This window comes from Salegentibacter sp. (assembly GCF_036568425.1).
In the GTDB taxonomy this organism is placed as follows: Bacteria; Bacteroidota; Bacteroidia; order Flavobacteriales; family Flavobacteriaceae; genus Salegentibacter.
In genome coordinates, this window is the sequence record NZ_DATCSO010000001.1 from 1 (window position 1) to 6,813 (window position 6,813).

General features: G+C 38.3%; 6 protein-coding genes and 1 pseudogene. All 7 read left to right on the forward strand.

Annotation, left to right across the window (positions count from 1 at the left end; translation table 11 throughout):
* Positions 1–272, forward strand: a pseudogene (locus VIM94_RS00005) (glycosyltransferase family 2 protein); the annotation flags it as partial.
* 9 nt (positions 273–281) lie between these two features.
* Complete coding sequence (locus VIM94_RS00010; RefSeq protein WP_332037236.1) at positions 282–2,129, forward strand: hypothetical protein; 1,848 nt, start codon at positions 282–284, stop codon at positions 2,127–2,129.
* Positions 2,119–3,096 carry a glycosyltransferase family 2 protein gene (locus VIM94_RS00015; RefSeq protein ID WP_332037237.1) on the forward strand — a complete coding sequence of 326 codons (978 nt, stop codon included), beginning with the start codon at positions 2,119–2,121 and terminating at the stop codon, positions 3,094–3,096. The genes VIM94_RS00010 and VIM94_RS00015 overlap by 11 nt, the downstream gene beginning before the upstream one ends.
* Positions 3,097–3,167: 71 nt before the next feature.
* Positions 3,168–3,908: a hypothetical protein gene (locus VIM94_RS00020; RefSeq protein ID WP_332037238.1), complete on the forward strand. Its 741-nt coding sequence runs from the start codon at positions 3,168–3,170 to the stop codon at positions 3,906–3,908.
* Between the two features lie 37 nt (positions 3,909–3,945).
* A complete protein-coding gene (locus VIM94_RS00025) occupies positions 3,946–5,013 on the forward strand; it encodes a glycosyltransferase family 4 protein (protein ID WP_332037239.1) in 1,068 nt (355 codons plus the stop codon).
* 14 nt (positions 5,014–5,027) lie between these two features.
* Positions 5,028–5,834 (forward strand): class I SAM-dependent methyltransferase, encoded by an 807-nt coding sequence (locus tag VIM94_RS00030; RefSeq protein WP_332037240.1) that lies wholly within the window; start codon positions 5,028–5,030, stop codon positions 5,832–5,834.
* On the forward strand, positions 5,834–6,813 hold a 980-nt coding region (locus tag VIM94_RS00035), incomplete at its 3' end, for a glycosyltransferase (RefSeq protein WP_332037241.1). The genes VIM94_RS00030 and VIM94_RS00035, both read left to right, overlap by 1 nt.

The following is a 6,813-nucleotide window of genomic DNA, read 5'->3' on the forward strand; positions in this document are numbered from 1 at the left end:
AAATCAAGATTCTGCATCTAAAGGCACCAAGAGGGGGGTTTAGAGAAATTTCCCTACCGCCCTGGAGAGAAGATAATCCCAAGCCGGCACCCACTATCATGTTATATTCCCATAGATATCATAATTCGTGGCAAATGAAGGGTTTTAAAGCAGAACTTTTTCTGCGTAATTATGCTAAAAACAGGATCATGAATCCAATAAAATATTGGAAAGATATGAAGTTGCGCTGGGCCTTGAGCGAAGATTGGGCTAAAAAACTGTTGCTAAAGTAATTTTACGGAATGAAGTTTTTAATCAGTCAGGGAGCCCTTAGTGAAAATGAATTCCAGAAGCTGGAACAGAAATATGAGATTGAGAAAGGTAGGCTGGGTTCATATAGCCTTGTTACAGAAAAAGAAGTCTGCCTGTATAAAGGGGATGGCCTTAAGGCTTTTATAGATGGTTATATCAGAGATTTTGATTTTGAAGTATCAGAAGTAGATTCTCAAACTGAAAACGCCCTAGGGTTAATCACTAAACAATGGCCTGTACCAGATTCCATAAGTGGATCTTTCTCCAGTGCGATAATAGAGGAAAGCAGTGAGGAGATCGTTATTTGTAATGATGCAATAGGGGTGTATCCTCTGTATTATTTAATTGGGAAGGAGGATTTATATATCTCTAACAGTCTCATTTGGTTGGGGGTGGTATCAGAAGCATTAATCGACGAGGTGGGCCTATTTCAACGTACTTATGGCCCTGAATTTTCGAATATCGGGTCCAGAACTCTATTAAAAAATGTAAAACGTCTTCTGCCGGGAGAATGGATTAGGTTCAATAGGTCCGGAGAGATAAAAGAGAAAAAATATGATAATGAATTATACCAGGGCCTTTCAGATAGTATTCTTCCTTTAGATTACTGGAAAGCATTTAAAAGGGAGATATCATATTGCCTGGCAGAGGAGGAGAATGTCCATTTAGGCTTAAGCGGTGGGATGGACAGTAGGTTAATAATTGGTGGGGTTCCGGAGGAAAAGCATTTATCCTGTCACACATACGGGCAGGAAGATTATTATGAAACTCTTATTGCAAAACGCGTTGCTGAGCTGTATGACGCTAAATTCAAAAGTTATTCCCGACCTGAATTGAACTTTCCACCGAAGGAAGTTCTTGAGGAATACACCATTCAAACCGAGGCTGTTTATTTAAACCACTGGCTCGAAATACTGGAGGCACAGGAAGGGAGGAAGAGGGAAATCATGTTGGTAGGAGATATGACCGAATCTTTGCAGGGAAGAAATATTCCAATTAAGAAAGACTGGAAAAATTTTAAAGATTATTACCTCCTGGAAAAGAATTATCCTTTTAAAAAAAACACCAGGGAAGCTTTTGAGGAGTGGAAAGATGGGATTGTTCAAAATTACACCAAATTGCTTTCCCAAACTCATATCGAGAGGCTTAACATACAAATTTCGGAGAAACAATTATTGCATGGGATTATTACAGACCTGGAAGAATTATTTTTAAGGATTGAACAGCATAACTTACCATATCTGGAGCTGGTTTCCGAGATTTTTACCTGGTTTACTCATTCCCGAATCCCAATGGGAAAACAGATCCTGATCTTAGATTCTAAATTCAAGAGTTATTGTATTCCGATGTCGGTGCAAATTCTTAGGTTAACCAGTAACTTACATCCGAATTTGAGACTGAACGGAAGGTATGTAAAATCTTTGTTCAGCTTAGTAAAAGATTTAAAATCGGCGGCTGGCGTGCCTACGAGTCAGATCCCATTCGTTCCGTTTAAATCCCCCGATATATTTAAAGTGCCAATTTGGTTCATAAGGTCGGGAATAGACGATTTTCTAATAGAGAGAGTAATGAAGTCGGGAAACCCAAAGAAAAGATACCGCCTATTAAAATCTTTTAATTGGGTTGAGGTTTATCAGCAGCCAAACATGGAGACAAATTTAAAATCTTATTTTGAACAAAATCACGTGGGAGGTATCTATACAAATCTCATAATCAAAGGAGCCATTGCCCGTAGAGACTTGAGGCAATGGCCACTTAGTAACATCAATATCATAAATGCTGCTGCTTTAAATACGGAATTAAGCTTATTAAATTCACTGAGAACGAATGAAGTTTAACTTAATCATTTGTACATACCGTCGAAAAAATGCAATCGAGCGCCTAATGCTATCGGTGATGCAGCAAAGCTTATATCCCGATGAGATCCTCGTTATTGATGCTTCCCCCGACGATTTAACAAAAAAGCTGTTTGAGGAGAAGGTTTACCCAGCTTTAAAATATCACAAAGTAGGAAAGGATGAAAGCGGACTTACCCGGCAACGAAATTATGGGGTGAAGCATTCAAGTCCCGATATGGATGTTCTTTGTTTTCTGGATGATGATATAGTCTTAGCTCCTGATTATTTCGCTGAATTGATTCGAACTTATAAGCTACATCCTGATGCACTAGGGGTTGGAGGTTATATCAAAGATGATATTCCGTGGAAAAAAGTTTCAGAAAACAATAAACCGCGGTTGGCTGAATTTCAATTTGATGCTTATGTGAGACCATTAGGACAAAGAAACGTCCTGAGAAAACACTTAGGATTGTTATCAGATAAACCCCCGGGCTTCATGCCTGAATTCTCCCACGGTTTTTCCACCGGATTCTTACCTCCTTCGGAAAAGATTTACCCGGTAGAATTTTTTATGGGAGGGGTGGCTTCCTATAGGCATGAGCTTTTTTCAGAAATTAATTTTTCAGAAAAATTTATAGGTTATGGTTTGTATGAAGACCTGGATTTTTGTTTACGAGCCTCCGCAATTGGGCAGTTATATGTGAATACTGCTGCAAAAGTAGAGCATCTTCACGATAAAGCTGGCAGGCCCGATCATTATAAATATGGAAAAATGGTCGTTGAGAATGGATATCACGTGTGGAAATTAAAAAATCCTTATCCTTCCTTCAAAAACTCCCTTAAATTCTGGACAATACATATCTTGTTGTTAATGATTAGATTTGCGAATGGCTTCAATAAAGATAGAAGTGGATTTGACGACGCACGGGGGAGACTCAGTGGATTGCTTAGAGTCTTAAAACAATAAGCGTTTTAATAAGTATTGTTCTGGTGTGAACACCATGGAAAACTGGAATTATTGTAATGTAGTTTAAAAGAATGACTAGTAGTACTACTAAAAAGGAAATTATTTTATTATTAACAGGAACAATTCAGCCTAATTCTGCTGATGTTTTGGCAGTAAAAGATCCTGAAATAAGAAAAAAGCATTATCTGGAAGCCATTTCTTTTTACTTAGCTAATACCCCTTATAAAATTGTTTTTTCTGAAAACTCTGGTAATTCCCTGGCCGGTAATTTTCCGGAATCAAACAGGTTGGAATTTCTTACATTTCATTCCCCGTCAAGCTCCCCGGATAGGGGTAAAGGCTATAAGGAATTAGAAATAATTGAATATACTTTAAGAAATTCAGGATTCATTAAGGATTCAAGTATAATCCTGAAAATAACCGGGAGATTAAAGGTTTTGAATATTAATAAAATAGTTCGTCCTGCCATTGATAGGAGCTTGTCTCAGGAAGGATTGGTATTTAGTAATATTTATAAAAGGTTAAAAATGGATTCCAGATGTTTCATGTTCACCAAAGGATTCTGGCCTTACCTTAGGGAAAGTGGAAGGTCCATTAATTTGGGATTCTCCTTTGAGAAAGCTTTATGGCAAGCAGTTGTGGAGTTTAAAACTCAAGGAAAAGGTTTTTATAATCAATTTCCCCATCCCTTGCGCATACAAGGAATCAGTGGGGGGTTTGGAATGCCGTATAAACATGGAGCTTTGATAATTTTTGCCAAACAGCTAAAACATTTCCTGAACCCCTATACCTATCCTGAGATTTTAAGATGAGGTGTTTTCCAGTAAATAATTGAATAAAGGATAACTGATGCAAACAGTTTTTATAGCTTTTACCTTAAAGAATTCTTCGGTTGCTGAATTTTTTGTTAGCCTGGCTAATCGGTTATCCAGAAATTATCAGGTAATTATTTTTAGCCATGCCACCGAAGATCATGATCTAATCCTGGAAAAATCTATAAAAATTCAGGAATGGCCTTCCAGACGACCTACAAAGTTTGTTGATTTTCGGTTCTTAATAAAGAATATCAGGGAGCATAAACCTGAAATCCTGATCGCAAGCTTTGGAGCTGTTAATCTTTTTATTCTGGGAGGTTTTTTAATGGGAGTAAAACACCGGGTAGCCTGGTACCATACCCTAACCAGTCAGTTAGAATTTAAGCGGATGCTCTTCTGGAGGAAAAAGTATTTATACAAACTGGCTTCCAGGATAATAGCTAATTCAGAGTCGGCAAGATTAGATGCTATCGACGCCTTTAATATAAATAAGAAAAAAATAGAGGTTGTTCCAAATGCGGTAAATGATCCTCAAATAAAGAAGAAGACCAATCAAAATAAATTAGTTTATGTAGGTAGATTGCATAGGCTTAAGGGAATTAAAGTGCTCTTAAGAGCTCTGGCAATAGTAAAGGAAAGGTATCCAAATATTTTTTTAGAAGTAATTGGAGGAGAAGATGAAGCAGGGATAATGCTGGAATTAATTAAGCTTAAGGAAGAATTAAAACTGGAGAAGAATATTAAGTTTGTTGGTAATCAATCAAAAGATTATGTGCTGCAAGCTTTTTCAACAGCCTATTGTAGTATAGTGCCTTCTTATTATGAAGCTTTTGGGTATGTGGTGATCGAGAGTTTTTCGGTACATACTCCGGTTATAGGTTCCAATACCACCGGGATAGCCGAAATTATAGAAGATGAGGTAAGCGGCCTATTATTTGAGCCTGGAAGTCATAAGGAACTCGCATCAAAACTCCTTAGATTATTAGAAAAACCGGATTTTAGGGATAAACTTGCCGAACAGGCGTATATAAGCTTTTTGGAAACCTATGAATTAAATAAGCTAGTCGATAATTTTGTTGAGCAATCTTTTATCTTTAAATAAGGCTTCGTGTTGAAATGAATAAGGAACGAGAGGAAATAAATAAGCGGCAGAGAGAATTTTATCAAAATTTTGATAAGAATTTACCGAGTAGGGTCTGGTCTTATTTTAGAAATAAGGCTTTGAACAATCTTAAAAAGCAAATTGGGGTAGAACAGGATATATATCATCTGCATAAGAGTTGGTTTGGTGACCTTTCACAAAAAAAAGTGCTGGACCTGGGCTGTTATGCAGGCAATGTTTTGAGTATGCATCTCGCCGAACACTCGAAGGAGTATCTCGGTATAGATCTTAGTCCTAAAGGTGTCGCCATCCTTAGCCGGAGACTCAAAAATATCTCCGGGGCAAAGGCTGAGGTGAAAGATTTTCTTTCAGAGGAGTTTATAGAAAAGGATTTTGACCTTATATATGCCTACGGGGTTTTACATCATTTTAAAGATGTGGATGAATTGATAATAAAATTAGAAGAAAAGCTCGTGCCCGGGGGAGAGATCATTAGTTATGATCCATTGGAAACCAGTAAACCCATTAAGATCTTAAGAAGGATTTACCGACCTTTCCAGAGCGACAGGGATTGGGAATGGCCTTTTTCAAAAAAAACCTATTATAAGTTAGCGGAAGCTTTTGAAATTAAAGAACGTAGAGCAATTTTAGGTAAGGCTAAATGGAGCGCTTTTATTGGTTTGTTACCTATTTCTGAAGAGAAGAGAATACAAAAGGCGAAAGCCTGGCACCGGGAAGATTGGAAAAATTCTCTGTATTCTGATGAGGCCATGTTCAAATGCATGCATCTGAGCCTGCGAATGAAAAAAAGACAAGACTGATGCGCTTCGCTGTATTTACCCACGTGATCCATCGGGAACAGGATGGCAGGTATTACGCCTACAGTCCCTATGTGCGGGAGATGAATCTGTGGTTTAGGTATGTTGAGGAGGTTGAAATTGTTGCGCCTTTGGACTTGAAAAGCGAAAGTGGAGAATTTGGGACTGGGCGAAATGGAGAAAAGGAGATGAGGAGAAAAGGGGAGTTTTATAAGCATCCCCGCTTTACTTACACTAAGATTCCATCTTTTCACCTACTTAACTTTCCTGCGGCTTTAGATTCCCTAATAAAAATCCCAATTATTTTTTTTAGAATTATTGGCGCCATGCGCCGGGCAGATCATTTGCATTTGAGATGCCCGGGAAATATTGGCTTACTGGCTGCAATTGCCCAGATTTTCTTTCCGCAGAAACCCAAAACCGTAAAATATGCCGGAAATTGGGATCCTGATGCTAATCAGCCGTGGACCTACGACTTTCAGAAGTGGATCCTGAGCAATACTTTTTTAAGCAGAAATATTAAGGTGCTGGTCTATGGTGACTGGACGGGACAAAGCAAAAATATAGTGCCCTTCTTTACTGCCAGTTTTTCTGAAAAGGAAAGGGAAGTAGTTCAAAAAGAATTCAGCCCGCCCTATAGGTTTATCTATACCGGTAACCTGGTGGAAGGGAAAGGAGTTTTTGAAGCGATCCAACTCATAGAAAGCCTTACAGTAAAAGGATTAAATTCAGAACTCGAAATCTATGGGGATGGGATTTTAAAAGATTCTCTCAGGGAATATATTCACACGAATGAATTGCAGGACTTCGTTAAACTTAAAGGTCGAAAAAGCCTGGAGGAATTGCAAGAGGCCTATAAAAAAGCCCATTTTGTGATCCTGCTCTCAAAAAGCGAAGGTTGGCCTAAAACCATAGCTGAAGGCATGTGGTATGGCTGTATTCCGGTGGCTACCAATGTTAGCTGTGTTTCCTGGATGTTAGG

Excerpts from the sequence above, each read along its gene's own strand:
- VIM94_RS00010 (WP_332037236.1), top strand. The coding sequence starts at position 282 with ATGAAGTTTTTAATCAGTCAGGGAGCCCTTAGTGAAAATGAATTCCAG.
- VIM94_RS00015 (WP_332037237.1), top strand. The coding sequence starts at position 2,119 with ATGAAGTTTAACTTAATCATTTGTACATACCGTCGAAAAAATGCAATC.
- VIM94_RS00020 (WP_332037238.1), top strand. The coding sequence starts at position 3,168 with ATGACTAGTAGTACTACTAAAAAGGAAATTATTTTATTATTAACAGGA.
- VIM94_RS00025 (WP_332037239.1), top strand. The coding sequence starts at position 3,946 with ATGCAAACAGTTTTTATAGCTTTTACCTTAAAGAATTCTTCGGTTGCT.
- VIM94_RS00030 (WP_332037240.1), top strand. The coding sequence starts at position 5,028 with ATGAATAAGGAACGAGAGGAAATAAATAAGCGGCAGAGAGAATTTTAT.